Annotated in this window: 27 protein-coding genes, 1 pseudogene, 1 riboswitch and 1 other annotated feature; of the genes and pseudogenes, 7 read left to right on the forward strand and 21 right to left on the reverse strand. The window is 43.2% G+C overall.

Translation table 11 applies throughout. From position 1 onward, the window contains the following. Window positions 1-7 precede the first annotated feature (7 nt). Genes BN6465_RS00890 through BN6465_RS00900 form a run of 3 tightly spaced genes read right to left on the reverse strand, consistent with a single transcriptional unit; the run spans window position 8 to window position 1,192 of the window. Window positions 8-187, reverse strand: a complete 180-nt coding sequence (locus tag BN6465_RS00890) for a hypothetical protein (protein ID WP_066730790.1) — start codon at window positions 185-187, stop codon at window positions 8-10. Next, window positions 184-375 carry a helix-turn-helix domain-containing protein gene (locus BN6465_RS00895; protein WP_066730792.1) on the reverse strand — a complete coding sequence of 64 codons (192 nt, stop codon included), beginning with the start codon at window positions 373-375 and terminating at the stop codon, window positions 184-186. The genes BN6465_RS00890 and BN6465_RS00895 overlap by 4 nt, the downstream gene beginning before the upstream one ends. A gap of 4 nt (window positions 376-379) precedes the next feature. After that, on the reverse strand, window positions 380-1,192 hold the full coding sequence (locus BN6465_RS00900) for a phosphoadenosine phosphosulfate reductase domain-containing protein (protein ID WP_066730794.1): 813 nt from the start codon (window positions 1,190-1,192) through the stop codon (window positions 380-382). A gap of 256 nt (window positions 1,193-1,448) precedes the next feature. Between BN6465_RS00900 and BN6465_RS00905 the strand changes: the two genes are divergently transcribed. The 4 genes from BN6465_RS00905 to BN6465_RS00920 all read left to right on the forward strand — a co-directional run bounded on the left by BN6465_RS00905 (window position 1,449) and on the right by BN6465_RS00920 (window position 4,666). Beyond that, window positions 1,449-2,126: a LexA family protein gene (locus BN6465_RS00905; protein ID WP_066730796.1), complete on the forward strand. Its 678-nt coding sequence runs from the start codon at window positions 1,449-1,451 to the stop codon at window positions 2,124-2,126. Beyond that, on the forward strand, window positions 2,126-2,860 hold the full coding sequence (locus BN6465_RS00910; protein WP_066730798.1) for an ion transporter: 735 nt from the start codon (window positions 2,126-2,128) through the stop codon (window positions 2,858-2,860). Before BN6465_RS00905 ends, BN6465_RS00910 begins: the two co-directional genes overlap by 1 nt. A gap of 382 nt (window positions 2,861-3,242) precedes the next feature. Continuing rightward, window positions 3,243-4,295 carry a tyrosine-type recombinase/integrase gene (locus BN6465_RS00915; protein ID WP_066730799.1) on the forward strand — a complete coding sequence of 351 codons (1,053 nt, stop codon included), beginning with the start codon at window positions 3,243-3,245 and terminating at the stop codon, window positions 4,293-4,295. An 11-nt stretch (window positions 4,296-4,306) separates the two neighbouring features. After that, the gene (locus BN6465_RS00920) at window positions 4,307-4,666 is read left to right on the forward strand and encodes a hypothetical protein (RefSeq protein WP_242868056.1); all 360 of its coding nucleotides are present in this window, start codon (window positions 4,307-4,309) and stop codon (window positions 4,664-4,666) included. A gap of 149 nt (window positions 4,667-4,815) precedes the next feature. Here BN6465_RS00920 and rpsI read toward each other — a convergent pair whose 3' ends face one another. From rpsI to BN6465_RS00940, 4 genes are all read right to left on the reverse strand, one after another. Then, the gene (rpsI, locus tag BN6465_RS00925; protein ID WP_066730804.1) at window positions 4,816-5,208 is read right to left on the reverse strand and encodes a 30S ribosomal protein S9; all 393 of its coding nucleotides are present in this window, start codon (window positions 5,206-5,208) and stop codon (window positions 4,816-4,818) included. 27 nt (window positions 5,209-5,235) lie between these two features. Further along, a complete protein-coding gene (gene rplM / locus BN6465_RS00930) occupies window positions 5,236-5,664 on the reverse strand; it encodes a 50S ribosomal protein L13 (protein ID WP_066730806.1) in 429 nt (142 codons plus the stop codon). Between the two features lie 234 nt (window positions 5,665-5,898). Further along, window positions 5,899-7,260, reverse strand: a complete 1,362-nt coding sequence (locus BN6465_RS00935; protein WP_066730808.1) for an alanine/glycine:cation symporter family protein — start codon at window positions 7,258-7,260, stop codon at window positions 5,899-5,901. A 29-nt stretch (window positions 7,261-7,289) separates the two neighbouring features. Beyond that, on the reverse strand, window positions 7,290-7,712 hold the full coding sequence (locus tag BN6465_RS00940; protein ID WP_066730810.1) for a hypothetical protein: 423 nt from the start codon (window positions 7,710-7,712) through the stop codon (window positions 7,290-7,292). Window positions 7,713-7,868: 156 nt separating this feature from the next. Between BN6465_RS00940 and BN6465_RS00945 the strand changes: the two genes are divergently transcribed. After that, the gene (locus tag BN6465_RS00945; protein ID WP_066730812.1) at window positions 7,869-9,179 is read left to right on the forward strand and encodes an alpha-amylase family glycosyl hydrolase; all 1,311 of its coding nucleotides are present in this window, start codon (window positions 7,869-7,871) and stop codon (window positions 9,177-9,179) included. 44 nt (window positions 9,180-9,223) lie between these two features. Here BN6465_RS00945 and BN6465_RS00950 read toward each other — a convergent pair whose 3' ends face one another. The 13 genes and pseudogenes from BN6465_RS00950 to BN6465_RS01010 all read right to left on the reverse strand — a co-directional run bounded on the left by BN6465_RS00950 (window position 9,224) and on the right by BN6465_RS01010 (window position 21,499). Beyond that, entirely contained in the window at window positions 9,224-9,832 is a 609-nt protein-coding gene (locus BN6465_RS00950; protein ID WP_066731108.1) for a Maf family protein, read from the reverse strand. 65 nt (window positions 9,833-9,897) lie between these two features. After that, window positions 9,898-10,404 (reverse strand): flavin reductase family protein, encoded by a 507-nt coding sequence (locus tag BN6465_RS00955; RefSeq protein WP_066730814.1) that lies wholly within the window; start codon window positions 10,402-10,404, stop codon window positions 9,898-9,900. A 63-nt stretch (window positions 10,405-10,467) separates the two neighbouring features. Beyond that, window positions 10,468-11,688: a tyrosine--tRNA ligase gene (gene tyrS / locus BN6465_RS00960; RefSeq protein ID WP_066730816.1), complete on the reverse strand. Its 1,221-nt coding sequence runs from the start codon at window positions 11,686-11,688 to the stop codon at window positions 10,468-10,470. A gap of 102 nt (window positions 11,689-11,790) precedes the next feature. After that, window positions 11,791-12,408, reverse strand: a complete 618-nt coding sequence (locus tag BN6465_RS00965; RefSeq protein WP_066730819.1) for a DUF3267 domain-containing protein — start codon at window positions 12,406-12,408, stop codon at window positions 11,791-11,793. Next, window positions 12,386-12,631 carry a hypothetical protein gene (locus tag BN6465_RS00970; protein WP_066730821.1) on the reverse strand — a complete coding sequence of 82 codons (246 nt, stop codon included), beginning with the start codon at window positions 12,629-12,631 and terminating at the stop codon, window positions 12,386-12,388. Before BN6465_RS00970 ends, BN6465_RS00965 begins: the two co-directional genes overlap by 23 nt. 102 nt (window positions 12,632-12,733) lie before the next feature. Further along, window positions 12,734-12,984: a binding site (T-box leader), on the reverse strand. A 613-nt stretch (window positions 12,985-13,597) separates the two neighbouring features. Then, a pseudogene (gene truA / locus BN6465_RS21540) lies at window positions 13,598-14,329 on the reverse strand (tRNA pseudouridine(38-40) synthase TruA); the annotation flags it as partial. A 9-nt stretch (window positions 14,330-14,338) separates the two neighbouring features. Beyond that, window positions 14,339-15,163: an energy-coupling factor transporter transmembrane component T family protein gene (locus BN6465_RS00980; RefSeq protein ID WP_066730823.1), complete on the reverse strand. Its 825-nt coding sequence runs from the start codon at window positions 15,161-15,163 to the stop codon at window positions 14,339-14,341. Further along, the gene (locus tag BN6465_RS00985; protein ID WP_066730825.1) at window positions 15,160-16,029 is read right to left on the reverse strand and encodes an energy-coupling factor transporter ATPase; all 870 of its coding nucleotides are present in this window, start codon (window positions 16,027-16,029) and stop codon (window positions 15,160-15,162) included. The genes BN6465_RS00980 and BN6465_RS00985 overlap by 4 nt, the downstream gene beginning before the upstream one ends. Beyond that, a complete protein-coding gene (locus BN6465_RS00990; RefSeq protein WP_066730827.1) occupies window positions 16,014-16,865 on the reverse strand; it encodes an energy-coupling factor transporter ATPase in 852 nt (283 codons plus the stop codon). Before BN6465_RS00990 ends, BN6465_RS00985 begins: the two co-directional genes overlap by 16 nt. A 109-nt stretch (window positions 16,866-16,974) precedes the next feature. Continuing rightward, a riboswitch (FMN riboswitch) is annotated at window positions 16,975-17,159 on the reverse strand. Between the two features lie 63 nt (window positions 17,160-17,222). Further along, window positions 17,223-18,041, reverse strand: a complete 819-nt coding sequence (locus BN6465_RS00995; RefSeq protein WP_066730828.1) for a hypothetical protein — start codon at window positions 18,039-18,041, stop codon at window positions 17,223-17,225. 196 nt (window positions 18,042-18,237) lie between these two features. Then, a complete protein-coding gene (locus BN6465_RS01000; RefSeq protein ID WP_066730832.1) occupies window positions 18,238-19,623 on the reverse strand; it encodes an aminopeptidase in 1,386 nt (461 codons plus the stop codon). A gap of 19 nt (window positions 19,624-19,642) precedes the next feature. After that, window positions 19,643-20,800, reverse strand: a complete 1,158-nt coding sequence (locus tag BN6465_RS01005; protein WP_066730834.1) for a DUF819 family protein — start codon at window positions 20,798-20,800, stop codon at window positions 19,643-19,645. An 18-nt stretch (window positions 20,801-20,818) separates the two neighbouring features. Continuing rightward, complete coding sequence (locus BN6465_RS01010; protein ID WP_066730838.1) at window positions 20,819-21,499, reverse strand: cysteine hydrolase family protein; 681 nt, start codon at window positions 21,497-21,499, stop codon at window positions 20,819-20,821. Between the two features lie 191 nt (window positions 21,500-21,690). On the opposite strand from BN6465_RS01010, the gene BN6465_RS01015 reads away from it, so the two are divergent. Both BN6465_RS01015 and BN6465_RS01020 read left to right on the forward strand, forming a co-directional pair. After that, window positions 21,691-22,434: a response regulator transcription factor gene (locus BN6465_RS01015; RefSeq protein ID WP_066730840.1), complete on the forward strand. Its 744-nt coding sequence runs from the start codon at window positions 21,691-21,693 to the stop codon at window positions 22,432-22,434. Continuing rightward, entirely contained in the window at window positions 22,421-23,635 is a 1,215-nt protein-coding gene (locus BN6465_RS01020; RefSeq protein ID WP_066730842.1) for a sensor histidine kinase, read from the forward strand. The genes BN6465_RS01015 and BN6465_RS01020 overlap by 14 nt, the downstream gene beginning before the upstream one ends. A 62-nt stretch (window positions 23,636-23,697) precedes the next feature. Here the strand turns inward: BN6465_RS01020 and BN6465_RS01025 are convergent, their stop codons facing one another. Then, window positions 23,698-24,474 (reverse strand): SDR family NAD(P)-dependent oxidoreductase, encoded by a 777-nt coding sequence (locus tag BN6465_RS01025; protein ID WP_082891551.1) that lies wholly within the window; start codon window positions 24,472-24,474, stop codon window positions 23,698-23,700. Window positions 24,475-24,485: the final 11 nt, after the last annotated feature.

A 24,485-nucleotide genomic window follows, 5' to 3' on the forward strand; every position in this document is an offset into this window, starting at 1 on the left:
ATCCTTTCTATACTTTGATACCTGTGCATTCTGTGAATTTAATGGGTGAAATCCAATAGGTATATTTTGAAGAAGTCTTCACTGCATATCCCCAAGGAAATAAACCCTGTTGCAAACCCCTTCTGATAAACCATTCAGAAGCACCCATCAATTCAGCAACTTTCTTGACTGTCAATCTGTTCTTCATGCACTTCCACCTGCATCAGACAGGTTCAGGAAATCCTTGATTCTTGCAATCTGTTCTTCATTGTTCCGCTTTTCTTTGATAAGGTCTGAAACATATGAAAGAGAAATTCCAAGTGCTTCTGCAAGGTCACCCATTGTCATGTTGCGGTCAATCAGTGCTTTTTTTACTTGCTTTTCAAATTCTGACATCTGCCTAACCCCTTTCTTTTAATTTTTCTTTTAATGCTTTTCTGAAATCAGCATTGTGACCATTGATTGAAAGCCCTTTTGCTATTCTTTCATCTTCAAGCTGAAATCTTTTTTCAAGTTCTTCAACAGAATAATCAGACCTAAATTTTCTCCAAGTCTGCTTGTCCATTTCATTCAATTCATTCCATAGTTCAGGATAGAATTTTCTTAAATTTCTTAATTCTTCCAATGATTGAAGTGGACAACACCAACATGACACCCTTGAAAAATGTTCATATAGACCTTTCCAATCAAAACCTTTTTGATAGCAATAAGACAATGCTTTTGCTTCATCCCAACTCCAATCAACAAGGGGATGTTGATGATTCTTATTGCTCTCTTTTTCTAATCTGTACTGTTCATCAGAAGCAAGACCAACATATTCAATAACATTGAATTCAGCTTCAAGTTCTTGCTTATATTTTCTTAACAGTTCAGTTTTCAATTTTGAAGTACACCATCTTGAACGACTTCCTGCCCAAGAATATCCAACAGGATTTCCACCAAGTTTTTCAATTGTGGATTGTCTTCTTTCAGCAGGATGTTCCAACATTAAATATTTGAAAGACTGTGGATTTTTCAGTGTTACAAACTTAATTCCTGCATCTTCAACAATCTTCTTGACCTTTTCCACATGTCTATACATTGCAGGAAATTCCATCCAAGTGTCACAATACAGAACAATATCAATTTGCATTCCAAGTTCCATCATGTGAAGCAACATTGCAGTTGAATCTTTTCCACCTGAAAATGAAACAATATGTAAATCAGGATTCATTTTCTTCACTTCCTTTCTTAATATATTTGTCAGAATAAATTCAGCGAAAATTATTGACATTTGCTGAATTAAATACTATAATATGAAGTGCCAACAACAATTACAGATTTTATTCTGCGGTTCTTCTTGATTTCCGCTGAACTTATTCACCTGACACTGTTTATTATAAGTGAATAAGTTCACTTTGTCAAGTAGTTTCGCTGAATTTATTCTGCAAAAATTTTTTGAACAGATTTTGAAAGAAAGGTGAATCAGTATGGAACTATTAGACAGAATCAATGAACTGTGCAAAGAAAAGGGAATTTCAAGAAGGCAAATGGAAAAAGAAGCAGGACTTGGGACAGGTTCAACCTCCAAATGGAAAGGTGGATTCAGACCAAATCAGGCTTCTATGAAGAAACTGTCAGATTTCTTTGGTGTGTCTGTCGCATACCTGCAAGGGGAATCAGATTTCAGAACTGAACAGGAAGCAATTATTCAGGGATGGAACAAGACAATTGACACACAAGTACTTGCAGATGAAACAAAGAAATATGAAAAAGGTCAGTTGATTCCTGTCCTTGGAACAGTGGTTGCAGGAATTCCGCTTGAAGCAGTTGAAGAAATTCTTGATTGGGAAGAAATATCTGTTAAGTTAGCAAGAACAGGTGAATTCTTTGGATTGCAAATCAAAGGGGATTCAATGTCACCAAGAATGATTGAAGGTGATGTTGTAATCGTCAGACAACAAGCAGATGCAGACACAGGTGACATTGTGATTGCAAAAGTCAATGGTGATGATGCATGTTGCAAGAAACTGATTAAACATGAAGATGGAATCAGCCTTGTTTCTTTCAATCCAAACTATGAACCAATGTATTTCAGCAATCAGGAAGTTTTGGACAAACCTGTTACAATCATTGGAAAAGTGGTTGAATTAAGGGGAAAATTCTAATGAAGAAAAAAATATACAACATCACAATTTGCATTCTGTGTGTTGTATCTGTAACATTTGCAATTATTGACTTCACCAAAGGTCTGACTACTGTTCAGCAATGGATTGACAATATTATATATGGAATATTTGTAATTGATTACATAGTCAGATTTTTGATTTCTGATGACAAAAAGAAATTTTTCAAAGAAAATATTTTTGACCTGATTGCAATTATTCCATTCAATTCTGCTTTCAGGATATTCAGAATTTTGAAGTTCAGCAAACTTTTGAGATTTGCAAAATTCACCAAACTGTTCAGAATCGGTTCATTATCTGCAAGAATGATGACAAAGGTCAGAAGATTCATGAACACAAATGGTTTCAAATATGTCCTGATGCTTTCAGGTGCATCAATTCTTTCTGCAACAGTTGGAATGATGTACTTTGAACATATGAAATTTGCTGATGCTCTTTGGTGGTCATTTGTTACTGCAACAACTGTTGGATATGGTGATTTGTCACCTTCAACCAATGCAGGAAGAATCATTGCATCATTGTTGATGATTGTTGGAATAGGTCTGATTGGTTCATTGACTTCTTCCATCACTTCATTTTTTCTTCACACTGATGAAGAACCAAAGAAATTCAGTTCAGACAAGGTTGAAATGGTCTTGACTATGTATGAATCATTGTCTGATGAAGAAAAACAAGCGGTCAAGCAGGAACTGCAAGAACCCACATTGAACCGCTGAAAAGCCTTTATTTATAAGGAAAAATTGAAAAAAAGTTCTTGCAGTTCTTGGTGATGTTCTTATTTTTCAAAATATTTTAGATAAATAAAAAAAGGATATAAGAAAAAATTTTTTTACAAAAAATAAAATAATATAGAAGTATATAGGACACCAAGAACCGATTGAACTAAAAAACCTGAAAAACCTTGATTTCACTGATGTTTCAGCGGTTCAAGGTGAACAGGATGACCAAGAACCGCAAACAAAAAAAAGACCACCCTGAACTGCAATTCAGAATGGTCTTTGTGAAAATCCTTGGGTGTGATAGTCCAAGAACCGCAAATCTTATTATATCACATCCCTTTGATTTTTGCACCAAAATTCAGGAAGGATGTGATTTTTTATGAAATTACCAAATGGATTTGGAAGTGTTTACAAACTTTCAGGACACAGAAGGAATCCTTGGTGTGCAAGAAAAACTGTTGGATGGAAAGATGACCCTGTGAAGCAAAGGTCTTTTCCAATATACAAATTTGTTGGTTTTTATCCTACAAGACAGGAAGCACTTCAAGCACTTGCAGATTATAATGCAGACCCATTTGACCTGCACATTGAACAGATGACACTTGAAGAATTATATGACAAGTGGTCTGAACATCATTTTGAAGAAATATCACAATCAAATATCAATGGTGTAAAGGCTTCATGGAAGCTGTGTGAAAAAATAAAAGACATGCGATTGGTTGACATCAAACTTGACCATTTTCAAAAAGTCTGTGATGAATCAGGAAAGAATTCACCAACTTTGAAGAAATTGAAGGTCACACTTGGTCTGATGTATGATTATGCTGTCAAACATGAAATTGTGTCCAAGGACAAAAGGGATATGATAAGATATATTGATATTAAGAAAGCAGGAAATCCAAACGCATATGACAGAAAGCCTTTTTCCAAGAATCAGATTCAGACTGTGTGGAAGAATCAGGAAGGGAATGAATATGTTTCTGTCATCCTGCTTCTGATATACACAGGTGTCAGGATTGGTGAACTTCTTGACCTTGAAAAAAAGGACATTCATCTTGATGAAAGATGGTTCTTTGTAAAAGAATCAAAGACAGAATCAGGAATCAGGGAAGTTCCGATTGCAGAAAAAATTGTTCCATTCTTTGAATATTGGATGCAGAAAGATTGTGACCATCTGATTTGCACACCTGACAATAAATCTTTCACATATAGAAATTATTATGATTCATATTGGACACCGCTGATGGAACAAATGAACTTGAAGCACCGCCCACATGACACAAGACACACCTGTGTGTCCTTGTTGACAGAAGCAGGTGTTGATGAAAGAATAATCAAAAAGATTGTTGGTCACAAAGGTCAGGGTGTCACAGAAACTGTTTACACACATTTGGAACTTCCAATCAAACTTGAATCAATCAACAAAATCTGAAAGAAGGTGTCATGATGAAGAAAACAGAATATAAAAATAAATTCAATGAAGAACATTATGACAGAATACATCTTGCAGTGCCAAAGGGAATGAAGGAAGTCTTCAAGACACTTGCTTCTGAAAAGGGAATGTCATTGAATGCATATATCATTGAGCTGATGCATCAAGACCAAATGGGAATGTTTGATTCTTTGCAGATTGCAGAAAAGAACAAGGAACAAATCAGATTATTGACAGGAAATACACATGATGGATATGACATCACATTCAAGGATGGTCACAAAGTTCATTGCAGAACCAAATTGGAAGTCAGGAAAGCGGTTATTTCATATCTTGCACAAGATTCCAAAAGTCTTGCACAAGACCAATGATTCTGTGTTACTAATTTGTTTCTATCGTGTTACTAATAGACAGATTTTCAGGTGTTTGCAGAAGTTGTTCAGCAGTCCATAAAAAAAGAAAAAGCCTTGGAAACATTGCATTTCCAAGGCTTTTGTGTTTTGTTCTCTGAACCTTTGAATTATCTCTTTGAGAACTGCGGAGCTCTACGAGCTGCTTTGAGTCCGTATTTCTTACGTTCTTTCATACGTGGGTCACGAGTGAGGTAACCAGCTGATTTTAATGTAGGTCTGTATTCTGCATCTGCTTCCAGAAGTGCTCTGGAGATACCATGACGGATAGCACCAGCCTGTCCTGTGTATCCACCACCCTTAACTGTAACCAATACATCAAATTTATCACTAGTCTCTGTCGCAACGAGCGGCTGACGAACTACAACTTTTAATGTCTCCAGTCCGAAATAGTCGTTGATGTCTCTTTTATTAATAGTAATGTTACCTGTTCCAGGTACCAGATATACTCTTGCGATTGATTTTTTTCTTCTTCCTGTTCCGTAGAATTTTGCTTTAGCCACTTTTATTTCCTCCTTTCAAACCTCTAATTAAAATGTTAAAACTTCCGGCTTCTGAGCCTGCTGTTCGTGTTCTGGTCCAGCATAAACGTGAAGTTTTTTGATCATCGCTCTTCCTAAAGGTCCTTTCGGGAGCATCCCCTTAACAGCAAGTTCGATAACTGCTTCCGGTTTCTTAGCCATCATCTCTCTCAGTGTAGTCTCTTTCATTCCTCCAACATAGTCTGAATGATGATAGTAAACTTTCTGATCCAATTTTTTACCTGTAACATTAATCTTCTCAGCGTTCACAACTATTACATAGTCACCTGTATCAACATGCGGTGTGAATTCCGGTTTATTTTTTCCTCTTAAAACTTTCGCAATTTCTGCACAAAGACGTCCTAATGTCTGGCCTTCTGCGTCAACTACATACCATTTTCTTTCAATCTTATCTGGATTAGCCATGTAAGTTTTCATTGGTTGACCTCCTATGAATTTTCATTTTCCTAATTTGTTATTGATATTTCTATTTGGAAAGCAGCTCACTCCGGGGCTTTGGTGTAAACTGTTTCATCCTTACGTCATACTTTATCATTATATTATGAGCTTCATTTCATGTCAACCATTTTTTTCAAGTTTGTATACATTTTTTCAACTACGTAGAAAGAGGATTTCCATCGTGATGAAATCCTCTTTCCCCTGCTATTTCAATTATTTTTTATGTTTTAAATCATATTCGTCACTTACTTTGACGACCATACCGGTCAGTGCCAGAAGGGCAATCAGGTTTGGAATTACCATCATTCCGTTGAACGCGTCCGCCATATCCCAAACTAATTCCACCTTTAACGCAGAGCCAACAATAATCATTACACACACAAGCACCGCGTATATCTTAACCGCTTTCTTTCCAAAAAGGTATTTCACATTGGCCTCTCCAAAAAAGTACCAGCCAATTACAGTCGAAAATGCAAAGAAGAACATACATATCGCAATAAATATATTCCCAAATTTGCCAAATACGGAGCTAAATGCAGCCTGCGTAAGCGCCGTACCGATAAGGGAACCATCCGGCCTGACAACTCCGGTCGTAATGACTACTAATGCGGTCATAGTCAAAACTACGAATGTGTCAATAAATACACTCACGATTGCTACACATCCTTGATCGCCCGGATGTTCCACCTTGGCAATTGCATGGGCATGAGGAGTAGACCCCATACCGGCTTCATTTGAAAACAGGCCGCGGGCAACACCGTATCTCATTGCCTTTTGAACAGTGACGCCAATCACACCTCCGGCAAGAGCCTGCGGATTGAATGCCCCTACGAAAATGCTGTAGAATGCATCCGGCACCGCTTTAAAATTAACTCCGATAACAATCAAAGAACCAATAATATAGAAGAATGCCATAAACGGAACAAGCTTTTCGGTTACCGTCGCAATTCGGCTTATTCCTCCCGCAAAAATGAAAAAGGCAACCAATGATACAATCACACCGATGATAACCGGATTAATGCCAAAGGCTGTTGCAAATGCATCACCGATAGAGTTTGCCTGCACTGCATTTCCCATAAATCCAAGAGCAAATATGATGAGCACGGAAAATATTGCAGCCAGAACTTTGCCGAAGGTTCCTTTGAACGCACCTCTTATGTAATATACCGGGCCTCCGGTTATCTGCCCTTCCTTCACCGTCTTGAATTTCTGGGCCATCAGCGCCTCAGAGTAGATAGTGGCCATTCCAAAAAACGCACTGAGCCACATCCAAAAAATAGCTCCCGGTCCACCTGCCGCTATCGCTGTTGCAGCGCCTGCCAAGTTGCCGGTTCCTACTTGCGCCGCTATTGCTGTCGTAAGCGCCTGAAATGATGAAATACCGTCAGAATCTGCTTTATCACCTTTTTTGAACAGGCCGCCAAAAGTCTTATTCCATCCGTCTTTAAACCTTCTAATCTGTACAAATCGGAGTCTGAATGTAAACCAAATGCCTGTTCCGCACAACAAAAATAGAAGTGCATAATCCCAAAGAATTTTGTTAATCATCTGCACAATATTCGTAATCAATTCCATATTTAATTCTCCTTTTTCTGTTTTATCTATTATGAATAGTTACACAGAAAAAGAACATCTTTTTTTCCATCCCACCTATGCAGAATATTTAATATATTTTGAAAAAATGTCTGAAACTGACATGAGGATTGTTCTTGCTCCCCTCTTTTTATCTCTATGGTAAATGCAGCAAGAATTATCAGAACCAAAAATACCGCCCCTACACGTAATCTTTCCGGCATATTCCGTAACAAATGCGAAAGAATAGCGCGGGAATTCAAGGTCTGTCTCGGCTGGAACTGCTCGATTAAATGGAGGACCGAATCGGGAGTCTTCACCACCGTCTCCGTCTGATTTTGTGAAGGAACATTGTTTACCGCTTTATATTGATAGTATGTGGTCTCCCCCAGAAGAAGGCACAAAAAGAACAGCATAATCAAAACGCTTACAACTCTTTTTCTCTGCTGTCTCATGCGAATCCCCCCTTCTCATGATTTATATACATTATACACTTTTTACTGTTAAAAATCTATCAAAACTTACACTTCTATAGTATATCTATTCAATTTTTGATATAATATAAAAAGCTGAACAGCTGATTATATTGACAAGAAAGCAGGTACTTGATTATGTGGGCTTATAACGGTATATTTTACCAGATTTACCCCCTTGGCTTCTGTGGAGCTCCGACAGCCAATGATGGGAAAACAGTTCCGAGAATTACGAAATTGAAGGAATGGAGCGATTATCTGGAGAATCTTGGTATTACTTCTATTCTATTGAATCCAATTTTTGAATCTGATAATCACGGATATGACACAAGAGATTTTACAAAAATAGACTGTCGGCTTGGGACAAATGCTGATTTTGCAGATGTCTGTAAGGATTTGCATGCGCACAATGTAAAAATAGTTCTGGACGGGGTGTTCAATCACGTCGGGCGTGGTTTTTGGGCTTTTCAGGATGTGAAGGAAAAGAAGTGGGACTCTCCCTACAAAGATTGGTTTTATGTCAATTTTGATGGAAATTCTTGTTACGACGACGGTTTTTGGTACGAGGGCTGGGAGGGGCATTTCGAACTTGTGAAACTAAACCTTGCGAATCCCGCGGTAGCAGACTATCTTTTAAGCTGTGTCCGTGGCTGGATTGAAGACTTTGACATCGACGGCCTGCGGCTTGATGTGGCTTACAGTCTGGACCGGAATTTCATGAAGCGTCTCAGGGCCTACTGTCAGGAGTTAAAGGAAGACTTTGCGCTGATAGGCGAGGTTCTTTTTGGTGACTACAACCTAATCGTCAACGACGAGATGCTTCACAGCTGCACAAACTATGAATGCTACAAGGGGATTTTTTCTAGCTTCAACAGCATGAATTTATTCGAAATCGCGCATTCCCTAAACCGCCAGTATGGTTCCGAGCAATGGTGCCTGTACCGCGGCAAGCATCTCATGTCCTTCGTAGACAACCATGATGTCACACGGATTGCTAGCATACTGACGAAAAAGGAACATTTACCTCTGGCCTATGGATTGCTCCTAGGAATGCCCGGCGTTCCCTGCATCTATTACGGCAGCGAATGGGGAGAAGAGGGTGTGAAGGGCACCAGCGATGATTATGCACTCCGCCCCTGTTTTGAGGCACCCAAGCCCAACGAATTGACCGAATTTATCACACAACTGATTCACATACGCACCCAGAGCGACGCACTCTGTAATGGCTCATACCATAACGTAGTGATTACCAATCACCAACTTATATTTGAAAGAAAATCCGACACCGAGCGAGTATTAGTCGCAATCAACGCCTCCCCTGATGCGTTCACTGCCAACAGCCAAGAATTGAACGGAAGCTTCCAAGACTTGCTGACGGAAGAAACTCTCGAATCAAACGGACAATTGGCTCTTTCCCCTTATAGTGTCAGATATTTCAAAGAATTGTAGATGGGGACAGGTCCCAACGCGTTGGGACCTGTCCCCATCGTCTTCTACCACACTTTTATCTCATGATAAATTCTGGCAATGGGAAGGCCTACTATATTGTTATAGTCTCCTTCAATTCCTCTGATATGGACGGCAAATCGCCCCTGTATCCCATAGGCTCCTGCCTTATCCAGCGGCTCTCCTGAAGCGATATATTCGTAAATCTCTTTCTCACTTACCGGATATACCTGAACATTGCTGCACTCATAGAACGATTTTCTAAGTACTGCGCCATCCTCGTATCTAATCAGCGAAACGCCCGTATATACTTGATGTTCCCTTCCCTGAAGCAAAGAGAGCATGCCAAACGCATCCGTTTCATCTTTCGGCTTTCCCAGTATTTTCCCGTCCAGTGCGACGACCGTGTCTGCTCCTATAACGAGAAAATCTTCTGTCCTATGCTCCCGCAGATATCTCTGATAAACCTCCCAAGCCTTCTGCCCCGCCAATTCCTGCACTACATCCTGTGGAATATTTGACTTGATAATCTCCTCACATTCAGAAGGCATAATTACATGCTCGATACCTGCCTGTTTAAGCAATTCCGTTCGTCTCGGGGATGCCGAAGCTAAAATAACCTCTTTTGATGTCAAAGGGGACAGGTCAAATCGCATCGGGGACAGGTCCCGATGCGTTGGGACCTGTCCCCGATGAGTCTCCCTTTGAGTCTTTTCACTCATCATTCTTTCACCAGTACTTTCACGATTTCTCCCAGATACATGGTATGAAAGTCTCCGTCGGAATACCACTTGTCTATGTTGGACTTCAAATCAAAGTTCTCCGGCCCCATATATTGGTGGTATACTTTTTTGCAGACAAATATCATCTTGGCCTCTTCGAATGCTGTAGTGCCGTCGATGTAATACGGTGTCAGTCCGGCTTCTTTTATCTTGTCGCAGTCTCTGCCCGACACTGTTCCGCAGAGATTCAACGCTTTCCTGTATTCTTCCCCAAAAAAGGATAAGGTAAAATATTCCGCATTGTCCACAAATTCTTTCGTGTATCTAGAGTCTCTGATATATGCGGTAGCCGTCGGCTTGCTCCACATAATACCCACACCGCCCCAACTCGCGGTCATCGTGTTGCATTTTTTCTCATCACCTGCAGTCACCAGCATCCAGTCACTCGCTATCAGATGAAACGGATTCTCTTTTACTGCTTCTGCTTTTACTTCTCTAAAACTCATTGCGACTCCTCCTCTACGGTTTTTCTTTTATTATCTCACAATCTAACCTCAAGGAACAGCATATTACACTAAAACTTTTCTGAAATTCTTCTTTCCACGTCTGAGGACTTTTCCTTCTCCTTCAAAATCTTCCTTTGCAAATGTCGCCGCAATATCGGTGACCTTCTCGCCGTCGACTGCCGCGCCGCCCTGCTGAACTGCACGTCTTGCCTCGGATTTGGATGGTACGAGACCGCTCTTTACAAGCAGTGTTAAAATATCGATCTTACCGTCCGTGAAATCCTCGTCGTTCAATTCTGCCGTCGGCATATCCGCAGCGTTCCCTGCGCTGAACAGCTCACGAGAACCTTTTTGAGCCTTTTCCGCCTCTTCTTCACCATGGACAAGCTTTGTCAGCTCATATGCAAGAATCTCTTTTGCCTGATTGAGCTGCGCCCCTTCCCACGCATCCATTTTGTCAATCTCCTCCAGCGGAAGGAACGTCAGCATACGAATGCATTTGAGCACATCTGCGTCAGCGATATTTCTCCAGTACTGGTAGAACTCGAACGGTGAGGTCTTGTTCGGGTCAAGCCATACGGCGCCGGACTGGGTTTTTCCCATCTTCTTGCCCTCCGAATTGAGGAGCAGAGTGATTGTCATGGCGCTGGCGTCCTTGCCAAGCTTCCGGCGGATAAGCTCTGTACCGCCCAGCATGTTGCTCCACTGGTCATCCCCGCCGAACTGCAGGTTACATCCGTACTTCTGGAATAACATATAAAAGTCATAGCTCTGCATAATCATGTAGTTAAACTCTAAGAAGCTAAGCCCCTTCTCCATACGCTGCTTGTAACATTCCGCTGTCAGCATTCTGTTTACGCTGAAATGAGGCCCTACCTCACGAAGCATTTCCACATAATTCAAATCCAGCAGCCAGTCAGCATTGTTGACCATCAACGCCTTCCCCTCTGAGAAATCGATAAACTTACTCATCTGCTCCTTAAAGCAGTCACAGTTATGCTGGATCATCTCCGGCGTCATCATAGAGCGCATGTCCGTTCTTCCGGATGGGTCGCCGATATATCCTGTTCCGCCTCCCAGCAGCGCAATCGGCTTATTTCCTGCCATCTGCAGACGTTTCATCAGGCAGAGCGCCATAAAATGTCCCACGTGAAGGCTGTCTGCCGTCGGATCGAATCCGATGTAAAATGTCGCCTTTCCGCTGTTAACCAAATCACGGATAAGCTCCTCATCCGTCACCTGTGCAATCAAACCTCTTGCTTGAAGTTCTTCATAAATTCCCATGATATAATCTCCTTTTCTTTATTAAATATAATGATATTGGGGTCAAAACACTCTTTGACCCTGATGTCTACGGATTTCTCCGCACTCCGTGCTACCAAAATCCTAAAAACATTCGAAAGCCGCAAAACCGCACTCTGTCGGGTGGTCCAGCAAATACGCATTTCTATACTTAAAGACATGAAGCATTATTGCCAAATCGCCTCCTGCTCCCAGAATATTAAACAGGCTCAGCCATAATATCAGCAGACTGTCCGTCGAAAAGGCCAATACATAAAGCCCTATCCCTAAAACAACAAACGGGAGCAGCCCGCCGAACATATACTTCCCCGGCGTGAGCGGTTCTTTACAGTGGCAGTATGGTGTAAGCGACTCCCACATAACGCCTAGAAAAATGCTTTTCCAGCCTTCTTTTGTCCAAATGCTCCAGCCTAGGCCGTGCAGAACCTCGTGAAGAAACATAGTTCCAAAATATAAGAGCAAAAACCAAATTCCGTCAAATATGCTGAAAGAAAAAGCGCCGTGCTTCTTTGTTACACCCCAAAACACGATTCCTGCGATTACCAGCGGCAGTGCAGTCACAAAGACCATCAAATTGGCTTTTAATATCGAGATGATTTCAAGTCGTTCCTCGTATCCCTCTTTAATAAGCATCTGCCTCTGCATCTCATAATTATCTATTATCCTCTGCTTTGCAGGACTAATTTTCTCCTTCTTTGCCATAGACTCCTCCCTTCCATTTATTATTCAGTTCCCGGCGAAAGAACAGTTTCCGCCGTGCCTGCCACCTCGAAGCAAAGCTTCTCGGTCGCGGGGCTTCGCCCCATGCCAGCTCCGTAAGTCCTTTAAGTGTGTAAACACACTTAAGGCCTTGCACTCTTCTCTGAATTCCCGCCGTGCCTGCCACCTCGAAGCAAAGCTTCTCGGTCGCGGGGCTTCGCCCCATGCCAGCTCCGTAAGTCCTTTAAGTGTGTAAACACACTTAAGGCCTTTCGGAGCTGGCGCACGGCTCAGTTCTTACGCGCAAAAAACCCCGTCCTTACTTTCACGTAAGGACGGGGTATATTCCCGTGGTACCACCTTATTTCGCAGCGGGCTCACACCTGCTGCCTCTGTCAGTAACTAGCATTACTGGGGCATCTTAACGTCTGCCAGTCCGTCGCAGCCTACTTGTCTTACCCTCGTTCGGTGCGCAGCTCCAAGATGTATTCGTGAATCGTTCCTTCATGCGCCTCTCATCTGCCGGCTGCTTTCTGTATGGGTGTCTTCATCACTACTTGTTCTTTTCCAAGCCTTTTTCTCTATCTGACTGAAATACTACCGTATACTGCAGAATTTGTCAAGACTGTCTTTAACAATTTACAGCATTAAACTCTCCCCCGCCTAATTCCTTCCACATTACAAGACGCTGTTTTCCTCCATATTTTATGGCTGCCGCCGCTTTTTTGCAGCCCAGCTTTTCCATATTGTAAAGGCTGTATTTGTTCTCAGGATGTACCGTGGCCATCAGATATTTATATGGCCCGCCTTCCAGCAGCTCTTGAGCTTCGAGGAAAAGTTGGTACTGTAGCTTTCTACCGCGGAACTTCTCGGCGACCACCGCAGTCTCCAAATGTGCCACGCTGCTCATGTCTTCTTCGGAAAGCTCCAGATATGTTCCCAGATTGTCCTCTGCCTTTCCCGGAAAGCGTACAATCAAGAAAGCGGCAGGTTCTTTCGAATTTCCGCAAACATGCTCGGCCAGCAGAATGAATCCTTCTTTTTCCACATGCCGTCTGACCGTCTCCTCGTCATCCACCGCAAACCAGTCCGGGTTCGGCAGCCCGGAAACTGCCGCATCCATCATCCGCATAACCGCCGGAATATCTGCATCCTCTGCTCGGCGGAACACTATCTGCTCCTCCGGGGCCCCGTATGCGATTTCCACTAGGAATAGCCCTTGTGCCGGCGCCGTCACGGCTTCCCTCGTCCGTTCTCTGCCGTCCAGAATCTCTTTTACCTTCTCCGGTTCATAGAATCCTCTTCCAACCCGAATCAGTATTCCCGCGATAATCCGCACCATATTGTAGAGAAATCCATTTCCCGTGACCCGGATTACAATCTCATCTCCCTGACGGTGAATCTGCAGATCCGTAATTTTGCGCACCGTAGTCTTTGCGTTCGTACGGATACAGCAAAAGGACGCAAAATCATGCTCTCCCAGAAGACAGGCCGCGCCTTCCCGCATCCGCTCTACATCCAATTCAAAACCGACAAAATAATGGTACAGCCTCTGTGTCGGTAGCTGTAATCTGCTATTGATGATGTGATATTCATAAGTTTTCAAACTGTCCTGATAGCGGGGATGCCAGTCAAGGGGCACCTCCTCTGACTTTACAATCAGAATGTCCTTCGGCAGTCTCTGATTCAGTGCATAAGAAAAGCGCTCCGCCGGAATCCTGCTCCCGGTGTCGAACACAGCCACATTTCCAAGCGCATGAACGCCGGAATCCGTACGGCTTGCCCCAATCACAGTGGTCTCAGTTCCGGTCAGGGCAGTGATTGCCTTATTCAAAACTTCCTCTATCGTAATCCCATTGGGCTGTATCTGCCAGCCACAATAATTCGTACCGTCATAGGCAACGGTCAGCTTGATCCGTCTCATGAAGCCTCCTTAAAATATCCAGATTTTAAACGGAATATACCTTCCTGCCACAAATGCAGTGATGACATAGGCAAGCACTATCCCGTAAGCAATCCTGTCACTGCTCCTGTACACCAGCGGTTTCATCTTAGTTCTTCCCTCGCCGCCCCGGTAACAGCGGGCCTCCATGGCCATGGCGAGGTCGTTGGCCCTGCGGAATGCCGACACAAACAAAGGTACCAGAATCGGCACCATAGCCTTTGCCTTCTGTATAATGTTGCCGCTCTCCAAATCAGCTCCCCTTGCAATTTGAGCCTTCATAATCTTATCCGTCTCCTCCAAAAGAATCGGGATGAAGCGCAGCGCAATGGACATCATCATCGCGATCTCATGTACCGGTACATTGAGCCGGTTGAGCGGCCGCAAAAGGCGCTCAATCCCGTCTGTCAGCTGATTCGGTGTGGTGGTCAGCGTCATAAGGGAAGAACCCATGATGAGATAAATCAATCTTATCCCCATATAGACCGCCGTCCGCAGTCCCTGCTCTGTTATTTTAAACACGCCTGCATGGAAGAGAAGCTTCCCTCCCGGCGTCAGAAATAAATTAAATACAACCGTAATCATGAGCAGGATGATAATTGGTTTTAGTCCTTTCACGATGAACTTAAAAGGCACCTTGGACATCCTGACACAAAAAAACAAAAATAAGGTAGCCAAAGCATAGCCGATGATGCTTTTAAATGTAAACAGTGAAATCAGATACAACAGTGTACTTACAATCTTAACTCTCGGATCCAGCTTATGAATTCTACTGTCCGACGGATAGTATTGTCCAATCGTAATATCTCGAATCATTTGTCCCGCTCTCCTTTGCCGCCTGATAGTGCCTTCATAATCTCGTCCGCCGCTTCCTCCACAGTAGTTGCCTCTGCAGACACAGCAAGTCCTTTCTCTTTAAGCTCGTGCATAATATAGGTGACCTGCGGTGCCGCAAGGCCTACACGTTCCAACTCTTTATAGTGTGAAAATACCCGTTTCGGGATGTCATCATACATGACCTGCCCTTGGTTCATCACGATAATCCTATCCACATATTTCGCGATATCCTCCATACTGTGTGAAACAAGAATGACTGTCATATCGCTCTGCTTATGCAGGTAGGCAATTTGATCCAGAATCTCGTCCCGCCCTTTCGGGTCAAGCCCAGCCGTAGGTTCATCCAGCACCAGCACTTTAGGCCGCATTGCGAGAACGCCCGCAATGGCCGCCCGCCGCTTCTGGCCGCCCGACAAATCGAAGGGGGAACGGTCATAATATTTTTCTTTCAGCCCCACCAGCTGAAGGGCTTCCCGCGCGCGCACCTCGCATTCTTCATCAGACAGCCCTTGATTCTTCGGGCCAAAGCAGACATCCTTCATCACGTCCACCTCAAATAGCTGATGCTCCGGATACTGGAATACAAGCCCTACCTGATTACGCAGTTCCTTCATCTTATATCCGTCCGCGTAAATATTTTCCCCATTATAATACAGCACGCCGTCCGTGGCCTTTATGAGACCATTAAAGTGCTGTATAAGTGTGGATTTCCCAGACCCGGTATGACCAATGATTCCGACAAACTGTCCGTGTGGAATCTCAAGACAGATATCCTTGAGCGCATGCTTCTCGTATGCTGTCCCCTCGCTGTATATATAATTGACATGCTCTAATTTAATTGACATAATGCTTCCACCAACTCTTCTTTTCTCAAAATGCCTGACGGGATATCAAGCCCCCGCCGCTTCAGTTCATCTGCCAGAATCGTAACCTGCGGTACATCCAGCCGATACTTTTTAAGCAGTTCCACCTGCGAAAATATTTCCCGGGGCGTCCCCTGCATAACGATATGACCATGGTCCATGACAAAGACCTGATCTGCGTCAATCACTTCTTCCATATAATGAGTAATCAAAATGACTGTCACTTTCTCCCGCCTGCGCAGTTCCTCCACCGTGCGGAGCACTTCCTTGCGCCCATTGGGATCCAGCATGGCTGTAGGCTCGTCCAGCACGATGCATTTCGGTCTCATGGCCACCACTCCCGCAATCGCCACCCGCTGCTTCTGCCCGCCGGAAAGCTTGTTGGGCGAGCTTTTACGATACTCTATCATACCCACCGCCTTTAAGCTCGCTTCCACCCGCTCCCAGATTTCGTCTGTGGGAATCCCCAGATTTTCAGGGCCGAATCCTACGTCTTCTTCCACTACCGTTCCAATAATCTGGTTGTCAGGGTTTTGGAATACCATGCCCGCGCTCTGTCTGACATCCCAAAGCGTCTCCTCCTGTCTGGTATCCTTGCCGTCCACCCACATCGTTCCTTCTGTCGGCACCAATATTGCATTCATATGCTTGGCAAGCGTTGATTTACCAGAGCCATTGTGCCCTAGGATAGCGATGAACTGCCCCGGCTCTATCTTTAAATCCACTTCATCCACGGCCCGGTTCATGCCGATGACCTTGCCCTCTTCATCACGCTTTTCATACTCAAATATCAATTTTTTCGTCTTAATCATACTCATGTCTGTTCCTCACAATTCGATAAGTAAAACGCACCTGAAAAACCGAAGTCTCTCAGGTGCAAAATCATCCGCAGGACTAAACATAGTATCTCTGCCGTCCTTTTATTTCATGCATCTTCTTCCATCCAGACTTTACTGTTGGTTCCGGAATCCTCTGTCACAATATCTTCCCTGATAGAGGAAAATAAAGAGAGTCACCAAATCTGCGCCTTGCGCTTGCGGACTTTACCGCCAGTCGGGAATCCCGTTTGCCAGACCTGATATCTGGAACGTCACCCTGCCCCGAAGACTTTTTATATTCTTTTAAGCAATTATAACTCGTTATGCCCTATTATACAAATAATATTTTTTGCATATTTAATTTTTTGTGCTGTAGTACAGCTCTTTTACTGGATATACCTCTTCATCCACAGCCGCTTCCAGCCTGAGAAGCTGCCTCTCCTCCTGCCACGAGACCCTGCTGGCCCTGCCGGGAAGATAGATAGTTTCATGATAATTAGCCCCGTACTCTATCAGGCAGTCCCCGCCCTCTGTGTGGCACAACATCCACGCACATTGCTTCTTTGTATGAAAAAATAACCGTCGAGAAGACACCTCGTATTTTCCCCAATGATAGTCCGTTATCTTCTCCCCCAGACGAAACGCCGCCTCGCTGTAACTGTAGAGCGCATGATCATCATGAAGAAGATGCTCCGGTCTGGGATGTTCCTTCATCCTCTGGGAAAAAGTAAATTCTTCTTCCAATCCCAGCGCCATATTCAAAAATGGAAGAAACAGATACTGCACCGCCTGATTATAAGGAAGCTCCGCTCTTTTCATCTGCCCGTTCTCCCGATAGAAGAAGCGGTATTCACAGTTGAGCATATATTCTAAATCTTGAATGTAGACGATATCCTTAGCCGAAAAAGATATTTGGCAGATTTTCCCATTCTTCTCAGGCTTAAGCAGTATGATTCTGCCGTCAAAATGTATCCCCAGATACTCGTAGGAATCACGCTCGTAACCTTTGGACGGAACCCAGACCATAGCCGAAAGCGGCATCCCCTGTTCTCTCAAAGAATCTGTGAAGCCGCGGTAATATTCCGGCACTTCCTCCCATGACCAAATTTTTTTAGGCCACTCCCGCAAGGTTGCCCCATAGTCTATGATTTCCTGCTGATTTTTTAAGCGTCCCATCCGCGAACTCCTTCTCGTATACTGACTCTCATAATAGTCCCGATGCCATTCCGCTGTCAAGAGATTCCGTTTAATATAGCCTTTGAATTCGCTGAATTTCTAAATATCTGTCATCATAAAAGAGAGACCAAATCTCTTGATTTGCTCTCTCCTTCTATAAATATATATACAATATTTTGCGGTATTGTACCGTGCGTTATGCTCCTTCTTCCCAAAAACTTCTATATGCCTTTACCGTCATATAAATATCCGGCTTGCTCGTAAGCTCATATGGTGCATGCATACTAAGTACCGGAACTCCCACATCTACCACATTCATATTATGATTTGCCATGACGTAGGCAATCGTTCCGCCTCCGCCCTGATCGCATTTCCCCAGCTCTGCCGTCTGCCACACAATATGATTTTCATGAAATATTCTTCTGATATAACCTAGATATTCTGCATTGGCATCGTTTGCCCCTTCCTTTCCATTTGCCCCGGTATATTTAACAATAGAAATTCCATGTCCTATCACAGCCGCATTCTGTCTCTCCAGAATTTCGGGATGGGTCGGGTCCATTGCAGCCGCCACGTCTGCAGATAATACATTACTCTTTGTAAGAAGCCTTCCAAGACGCACATCACAGTATTTTTCATTCTCCTTGAACAGAAGCTCCGTGAGTACGTTCTCGAAAAATCGAGAATGCATGCCGGTTGCTCCGACATTTCCTATTTCTTCTTTATCCACGAAAAACGCAACTGCTGTTTTTCTATTATTATTAACATTCAATATAGCCTCTAACGCTGTGAAAGCACACACTTTATCATCCTGCCCATAAGCCGCCACCATACTTCTGTCAAATCCCACATCTCTTGCCTTTCCGGCGGGCACAGCCTGAAGTTCGGCAGACAGAAAATCCTCTTCGCAAATCCCATATTTTTTGTTAAGAATATTCAATACCTGTCTTTTAAATCTATTATCCTTCCCATCTGCCGGAAGACTTCCTACAATCAAATTCATATCTTCACCCGTGACAGCCTGCTCCAGAGATTTTATATTCTGGTCTTTTCCAAGATGGGGCAGAATATCTGAAACATAAAATACCGGATCGTCCTCCTCATCACCAATCGCTATCTCCAGCTTCTCCCCCCTGCCGGTAATCACAACCCCGTATAATGCAAGCGGCAAAGCAACCCACTGGTATTTTCTCAGCAGCCCATAGTAATGCGTTTTCATAAGCGCCATACCATCCCCTTCATACAGCGGATTTTGTTTTATGTCCAGTCTGGGAGAATCCAAATGACATCCGACCACATTGACCCCTTCCTCAAGGCTCTCCTCTCCGATAACGGCCAGTATCACATTCTTTCCACGATTCTCACAATATATCTTCCTTCCTGCTTTCAGCGCTCCTGCCTCTTCTAAGGAGACGAACCCATGTTTTTTTGCTTCTTCAATAATCGCCTTTACACCGAACCTCTCTGTCTTCGCAGCGTCCATAAAACTCTTGAATTTTTCTCCAAGTGTAAATACCTCAGCTTTTTCATCCGCTCCAAGCTGTTCCCATACATTTCTTTTTATGTATAAACCATCATCCATCTTTACGCCTCCTGTCAGTCTACAAAATCGCCTGTAGTAAGTAGGCAATACCAATTCCAAGATAATTACCTACCGCATGTCCAATCACTCCTAAAATCACCGATATCCCTATCAGGCTCTTCCACTGTGCACCTGCTGCCACCAGTGCAGATGTGGGGCCATCCCAAATCGCAGCTACGATAGCGCACACTACATACTCATATTCGATTTTGAACAACCTGCACAGTAACAGATGTATCACAAAACTGCTTCCACAGATTAAGAAACACAAAAGCGCAATATTAACTGCTGATTGAAGCAGCACAGGTATGCTGACCATGAATCCGATTATGACCAGATAATATAATGCAAAGAACATGCCCAAATCCATGCTTCCCTTTATCTCTTTGACCGGTTTGAACTGTGCCGCGATAATGGCCAATGTAGTTACACATAATACGGTAACTGCCTCTGATATGGATTCTGGTACAAAGGAGCCAAGAAAACGGGAAATCTCACAGATAAGTAATGAAAGCGCAATGCTTTTCGCCACATCAAGTACGCTCCACTCTTTATCTCCCATCAATTCCTTTTCATCACCCTGCTCCAGCTTTTCCTTCGGAAGCGTGTAAGGCCAATGCTTCTGAAGCCACTTCGATTTTTTATAGAATGCAGGCATACTAAATAAGATAAGAACCATCGGCATACCGATTGCATAGTCTGCAGCATTTGCCGCCGCCAAAGTATTACTGGATGCTTTTAAAGCATAACCGATTGCTGTCAAGTTTGCACTGCCTCCCGTGTAAGAGCCCACATACATCCCGGAAAGTTTCCATCCTTCTTCTACACTTCCGCCAAGAATAAGACCGCCAAGTATAGCGCCTATAGAAATGGCGACGCATGCCAGTATCATGGCGAGAAGTGGTTTCCTTGATAGCTTCATCATCGCTTTAAAGTCCACGTTTAAAAGCATCATAACTATTGATACATAGACTGTATAACTCATAATAGAGTCGTAAACCGGAGCCGAGCTGGGAACAATTTTCAGATTGACTAATAGTATCCCTATCAACACTGCGGTGACCGGTGAGCCCATCGATTTAAATACGGGCAATTTTTGACTTGCAAAGATCGAGAAAGCTACAATAATCGAGATAATTGTCAGCAATACTCCCTCTGACTGAAACAATGCTTCCATTTATTTTCCTCCTTTTCCTCAATTGATCGCATCCAACAATTCGTCCGTATTTATGACATGACAATATATATTGTTGAGCGCAGTCAGTTCATTGTCCTGCAGCTCCTGTGTCGCCGCCATACAGGCGTCCTCGATGAGCCACACTTTAAAACTCTCATCCGCAAGGCTTCTAACGGTTCCCGACACACACTGGTCCGTCAGGACACCGGTTACGACCACTGTATCAATTCCCATATTAGTCAGTGTCAGACGAAGATTTGTGCCGGTCAGAACACTGTCCGTTGTCTTCGTAACCACTATCTCATCCTCCGCTGGTGTCAATTCCGGTATAATCTCCGTACGTTTGTCTCCCGGAAGCAGTAGCAATTCATTATATCCGGTAGCCTTTTGATCAATAGACCTATCCATGCCATTCTTCTTCTGCCCTTGGATTTTCGCAAAGCAGACCTCCATGTCTTTTTTTCGAAAACATTCTAATATTTTCACATTATTAGGTATTACCCGGCTGTCAATAATTTGATAGAACGGCTCCCACCTTTCTCTCTCTCTGTCAACCCCCCTTACAGTATCCGGTCTAGACACAAATGCATGCTGCATATCGACAATCAGCAACGCTGTTTTCTTTTTGTCGATTATGATTTGTTCCATATCCAAATCATTTTCATAATAAAATGAAAGATATCTATCATTTACTCTCATAACAATCCCTCCTTCTGCCATCATTATATTAAATTAAATTTTCGTCTTCTATAGTCTCTAACCGACACATAAAATTTTGCAAAATTTATCTTAACAAAAGACAAATTATTCTTAATTTCCTGTATAGACTTTTCATTTTTTATGCTTTATAATTAAAAAGATAAAATTATCAGTATAATAAAGGATGAAATATGTATAGAGTTTTACTTGCCGAGGATGAATATATCGAGCGGAAATACTTAAGAAAAATATTTAAAAAACATAGTGACCAATTTGAAGTTGTCGGTGAAGCCTTGAATGGGAATGATGCAGTCAAGAAAGCAGGACTGCTGCACCCGGATATTATAATTATGGATATCAATATGGCCGCCCTGAACGGACTAGAAGCCGCTCGTGCCATAAAGGATACAGCTCCCACTACTATCATTATACTTAATACTGCTTTTGCAGAATTTGAATTCGCCCGTCTGGCTCTGGAATATAAACTGGATGGTTATCTTTTAAAGCCATCTAGTGAAACGGATATTCTTGCATCAATAGAAAAATCAATAAGAAGCACTGGCTCTTCTGATACTTGTCCAAACCATCAGAAATCGGGCTCGGAAAATATTGTAACACAAGTTCAAGATTACGTTGATTCATACTATTCCCGGCGGCTTTCCTTGGAAGAGATTGCGCAGTCCGTCCATTTCAGTCCGGCCTACATTTCTTCATTATTCCGCAAGGAAACCGGCATGACCATAACCGATTATATCCGCAAAGTCCGCCTTTCCCATGCCCTCACGATGCTGGAACAGTCTCCATCAGCGGTAGGGGAAATTGCCAAGGCATGCGGGTTTTCCAACATCTCACATTTTAACCGAGTCTTTAAAAAGTACACCGGAAATTCTCCTATGGAATTAAGAAAGAAGATGCATGCTGATGACTCCAATTGATTTACACGACATTGTTACCGAATCATTTCAACAAGAAATCCAAGACTCTTTTGCCTATGCAACGGGATTTGGAGTTGTTTTTCTCGACCGCGCGGGAAAGCATATCGGCCCCGGAAGTAATTTCACCAAGTTCTGTCGATGTATAAATGCCCGCAAGGACGGAGCGCATTGTTGCACTCTTTCCAATCAGCACGCCATCAGCTTGGCATTAAAATCAAAAAAACCTAGTATTTATGTCTGCCATGCCAACTTAATCAATATTGAAATTCCATTAATTTACAAAAACTACTATGTCGGCGCTATCACAGCCGGTCAAGTGCTGTGCCCCGAAATGGATTTTTACCCTAAGGACGCCATATCTGCCTCGGTGAATTGGCTTGACGATCCTCAACTGGCCGAATACTATAAGGAAATCCCTGTTTTATCGCGCCAGCAGATTGAAGCCGCTACAACAGCACTTATGAATCTCTCTAATTTTATTATTCAGAGCTTTGCTTACAATCAAGTAGTAAAAGACTACGCCGACAACCGTGAGAAACTGCTATTAGCAGAAAAGCGGCAGCTTAATCTGGAGCACCAGCTAAAGTTAGCCCAATTGGACGCACTGCAGAAGCAAGTAACTCCTCACTTTATGTTCAATGTTCTAAGTTCTATTTCACGCTTATTGTCTCTCGGGGAATATGATACCGCCTCGAAGATGGTCGACTCCTTTGCCCATATGATGCGCTATAGTCTGTCAGACATTCATACGGGAGTTACACTGGAACAAGAAATGACTTATATTAAGAATTACCTGTCCATACAAAAATATCGTTTTGGCGATTTAATCCACTACCGCATAAGCTGCGACGAAAAAGCAAAAAAAGTACAGATTCCTTTTTTCGCATTACAGCCGCTGGTAGAGAACTCTGTGGAACATGGGATTCTAGCAAAAGCAGAAGGCGGAACCATCACTGTCCATGTGACCTGCACAGCCGCCAGTGTGCTGATAGATATCTCTGACAGTGGTGTTGGCATCTCTAAAGAAAGTCTTGAAATGATACAAAAACAACTTGTAAAAGACAATTTGCCGGACACATCCCATGTGGGGCTCTATAACTGTTACCGTCGTTTCATGCTTTTTTATAAAGATAACGCAGACTTCCAGATAGCAAGCAAAGAAAGTCAAGGAACCCAAATTAAGATTAGAATACCTTATTGACCCATGAAAAGGCGGAATCTGCAGCTGCAGATTCCGCCTTTTCATTCTAAATACATTACAAATTATACAATCGCACCGCCGCCGTCGACAATGATGAACTGTCCTTGTACGTAACTGGACGCGTCGCTCGAGAGGTAGAGTACGGTTCCGTTCAGCTCCCCTTTCTTCCCGGGACGTCCCGCCGGATTCATAGCCGAATATCCTTGGAGGAACTGTTCCGATTTGAATAATGTCCCCTGCGTCATCTCGGTCTCAAACAATGCCGGCCCTATGGCATTCACAGTGATTCCATATCTTGCGTAAGAGCATGCCATTCCTTTTGTCAGCCCAAGCACAGCGGATTTGGATGCGTTGTAAGAATGCCGTATGAACATATCGTTCTTGTCTGCAATAACCGCATTTACAGAGGCAATATTGACAATCTTTCCATATCCCCGCTCTTTCATCTGCGGCACTACGTATTTGGATACGAAAAATATACCTTTTACATTTGTATTGAAGGACTTATCCCAGTCCTCCTCTGTCATAGAGTCTACGCCGCCCCGGACAGCAACTCCCGCGTTATTCATGAGAATGTCGATGTGCCCGAATGTATCGAGGACGGTCTGTATTGCCACTTTGACGCTTTCCTCATTTGTCACGTCACATGCCACGGCAATGGATTTTCTGCCCAGCTTCTCAATCTCTTCTTTCACCCCGTTAATTTTTTCTGCACGGCGCGCGAGAACTGCCACATCTGCGCCCGCTTCCGCATATGCAAGGGCCGCGTCTGCGCCAAGTCCTGAGCTGGCCCCTGTCACTACTGCTACTTTTCCTGTTAAATCAAACAAATTTCCCATACTTACTGCCT

This window comes from Bariatricus massiliensis (assembly GCF_900086725.1).
Lineage (GTDB): Bacteria > Bacillota > Clostridia > Lachnospirales > Lachnospiraceae > Allocoprococcus > Allocoprococcus massiliensis.

Bases quoted from the DNA above. Each gene is read 5' to 3' on its own strand.
- BN6465_RS01015 (WP_066730840.1), top strand. From the start codon at position 21,691: ATGTATAGAGTTTTACTTGCCGAGGATGAATATATCGAGCGGAAATAC.
- BN6465_RS00920 (WP_242868056.1), top strand. From the start codon at position 4,307: ATGATGAAGAAAACAGAATATAAAAATAAATTCAATGAAGAACATTAT.
- BN6465_RS00990 (WP_066730827.1), bottom strand. From the start codon at position 16,865: ATGAGTATGATTAAGACGAAAAAATTGATATTTGAGTATGAAAAGCGT.
- BN6465_RS00985 (WP_066730825.1), bottom strand. From the start codon at position 16,029: ATGTCAATTAAATTAGAGCATGTCAATTATATATACAGCGAGGGGACA.
- BN6465_RS00980 (WP_066730823.1), bottom strand. From the start codon at position 15,163: ATGATTCGAGATATTACGATTGGACAATACTATCCGTCGGACAGTAGA.
- BN6465_RS00940 (WP_066730810.1), bottom strand. From the start codon at position 7,712: ATGAGACAGCAGAGAAAAAGAGTTGTAAGCGTTTTGATTATGCTGTTC.
- BN6465_RS01010 (WP_066730838.1), bottom strand. From the start codon at position 21,499: ATGAGAGTAAATGATAGATATCTTTCATTTTATTATGAAAATGATTTG.
- tyrS (WP_066730816.1), bottom strand. From the start codon at position 11,688: ATGGGAATTTATGAAGAACTTCAAGCAAGAGGTTTGATTGCACAGGTG.
- BN6465_RS00945 (WP_066730812.1), top strand. From the start codon at position 7,869: ATGTGGGCTTATAACGGTATATTTTACCAGATTTACCCCCTTGGCTTC.
- BN6465_RS00900 (WP_066730794.1), bottom strand. From the start codon at position 1,192: ATGAATCCTGATTTACATATTGTTTCATTTTCAGGTGGAAAAGATTCA.
- BN6465_RS01005 (WP_066730834.1), bottom strand. From the start codon at position 20,800: ATGGAAGCATTGTTTCAGTCAGAGGGAGTATTGCTGACAATTATCTCG.
- BN6465_RS00950 (WP_066731108.1), bottom strand. From the start codon at position 9,832: ATGCGATTTGACCTGTCCCCTTTGACATCAAAAGAGGTTATTTTAGCT.
- rplM (WP_066730806.1), bottom strand. From the start codon at position 5,664: ATGAAAACTTACATGGCTAATCCAGATAAGATTGAAAGAAAATGGTAT.
- BN6465_RS00935 (WP_066730808.1), bottom strand. From the start codon at position 7,260: ATGGAATTGATTACGAATATTGTGCAGATGATTAACAAAATTCTTTGG.
- BN6465_RS00995 (WP_066730828.1), bottom strand. From the start codon at position 18,041: ATGGGACGCTTAAAAAATCAGCAGGAAATCATAGACTATGGGGCAACC.
- BN6465_RS00970 (WP_066730821.1), bottom strand. From the start codon at position 12,631: ATGGGGCGAAGCCCCGCGACCGAGAAGCTTTGCTTCGAGGTGGCAGGC.
- BN6465_RS00890 (WP_066730790.1), bottom strand. From the start codon at position 187: ATGAAGAACAGATTGACAGTCAAGAAAGTTGCTGAATTGATGGGTGCT.
- BN6465_RS00965 (WP_066730819.1), bottom strand. From the start codon at position 12,408: ATGGCAAAGAAGGAGAAAATTAGTCCTGCAAAGCAGAGGATAATAGAT.
- BN6465_RS00910 (WP_066730798.1), top strand. From the start codon at position 2,126: ATGAAGAAAAAAATATACAACATCACAATTTGCATTCTGTGTGTTGTA.
- BN6465_RS01025 (WP_082891551.1), bottom strand. From the start codon at position 24,474: ATGGGAAATTTGTTTGATTTAACAGGAAAAGTAGCAGTAGTGACAGGG.
- BN6465_RS00895 (WP_066730792.1), bottom strand. From the start codon at position 375: ATGTCAGAATTTGAAAAGCAAGTAAAAAAAGCACTGATTGACCGCAAC.
- BN6465_RS00905 (WP_066730796.1), top strand. From the start codon at position 1,449: ATGGAACTATTAGACAGAATCAATGAACTGTGCAAAGAAAAGGGAATT.
- BN6465_RS00955 (WP_066730814.1), bottom strand. From the start codon at position 10,404: ATGAGTTTTAGAGAAGTAAAAGCAGAAGCAGTAAAAGAGAATCCGTTT.
- BN6465_RS01000 (WP_066730832.1), bottom strand. From the start codon at position 19,623: ATGGATGATGGTTTATACATAAAAAGAAATGTATGGGAACAGCTTGGA.
- BN6465_RS01020 (WP_066730842.1), top strand. From the start codon at position 22,421: ATGACTCCAATTGATTTACACGACATTGTTACCGAATCATTTCAACAA.
- BN6465_RS00915 (WP_066730799.1), top strand. From the start codon at position 3,243: ATGAAATTACCAAATGGATTTGGAAGTGTTTACAAACTTTCAGGACAC.